General features: G+C 59.1%; 1 protein-coding gene. It reads right to left on the bottom strand.

Annotated elements, in window-relative coordinates; genetic code table 11:
* Positions 1 to 6: 6 nt before the first annotated feature.
* Positions 7 to 1,356 (bottom strand): IS110 family transposase, encoded by a 1,350-nt coding sequence (locus EA796_RS22875; protein ID WP_122110283.1) that lies wholly within the window; start codon positions 1,354 to 1,356, stop codon positions 7 to 9.
* Positions 1,357 to 1,585 lie beyond the last annotated feature (229 nt).

Here is a 1,585-nt window from a genome sequence, read left to right as displayed (position 1 = left end):
GCCTTCCTAAGAAACACCATCTACAACCTGAAGGGTGTAGCCAAATTCAGCGGCCCGACGGTGCAAGCCTTTTACCACGCGCTCCCGATACTTCTGCTCATAGTGATCGGCCCCCGGATCCTGATAAGCCATGCCGAAGCGCATCGCGTTGTAGAACAGGATGGCGATCTTTCGAGCGGTAGCAGTCACTGCCTTGGCTTTGCCAATGCGCGCAGACAAACGTCGGTAGAAAGCGCCCAATGCCGTATTCGTTTTACCGATGGTCACCGCGGCCAGGCGCAAGTGCGCTGTAACCCGGTTCTTGGTCTTGCGCGTATGCGCTGACAGCACCTTGCCGCCGCTGATCCGGCAGCCAGGGGCCAGCGTCAGCCAGGAGGTGAAGTGATGGGCAGTCCGCCAGCGACTCAGGTCGGTACCGCACTCAGCCACCAAACGCAGCGCCAAGTAAGGGCCGATGCCATGGATCTGGGTCAGGTCGACGCCGACCAGTTGATAGAGCAAGGTACGTACGTCGAAGTTGAGTGCATTCGGCTGCCGAGTGCGGTGACGTGGTTTGGGGAGCGGCTCGCTGGGCGTGGGGTTCTGCTGGGAGAGCCGCTGCAAACTCTGAGCAATCTGTTGATCGCAGATTTCGAGCTGTGCCTGATAGGCATCGTACATGGATAACGCCTGCGCCAAAGCAAAGACATGCTCCGGCTGGTAGTTGCCAACCAGGGCGCTCTGGATGGTCTCAGGGCTCGACTTGCAGCGGGTATCGCGCATGGTCGCCAGTGTCGCAGCGTTTCGCTCGCCGGCGACTATCGCCCGGATGATCCGCATGCCTGTAGCCCCAGTAATGTCGGCGACCACATGGTGCAACTGCAAATTCATGTGGGTGAGCGCCTTCTGCATGTGCTGGATATGCGCAGCGGCGTAATCGAGGTGGCGCTCCCGCAAACGTAGATAACTGCGTAACGCAGCAATCTCCCTATCAGGATGAAAACTGGCACGCAGTAAGCCGCAGGCATGTAGGCGCTGGATCCATTGCGCATCGTTAACGTCGGTTTTGCGCCCAGGAACTGCGCGGGCATCCCGCGCATTGGCCAGCACGACATGCAGGCCATGGCTTTCCAGAATCTCGTAGACCGGAATCCAATACACGCCGGTCGACTCCATCGCCACAGTGGTGATCCCGAGATGGACCAGCCAATTGGCCATGCACTCCACATCGGCGGTAAACGCCTTGAAGGTTTGCACCGGCTCCTCGGTGATATCGGCGGGCACTGCCACGACATGGAAGCGTGAGCCGATATCGATACCGGCTGCGCGGTCATGAATAACCGGAAGGCCGTGCCGCTCTGAACTGGATTTTTTCATGAGTACCCTCCAATCACGCGAAGTGCTGGACGGGGACTCGGATCAGATCACATTCCTAAACGGGGTCACGAAACGCGCCACCACTAACGGGTCCGCAGCTTCCCCTGGGTCAGGTTTTTTGACGGGGACTCAGCCTCCAAAAAGCAGACGACCACTGTCCAGCGGTGTCAGTGTAGTGGGCGTGTTTCTAACCCAATGGGGCGCGGAGCGCCGGGGAGGCGGTTTTTTA

It is taken from the genome of Pseudomonas sp. AOB-7 (assembly GCF_003696305.1).
Taxonomy (GTDB): Bacteria; Pseudomonadota; Gammaproteobacteria; order Pseudomonadales; family Pseudomonadaceae; genus Aquipseudomonas.
Note: the sequence above shows the minus strand (reverse complement) of the source record. Positions and strands in the feature narration are given on the sequence as shown.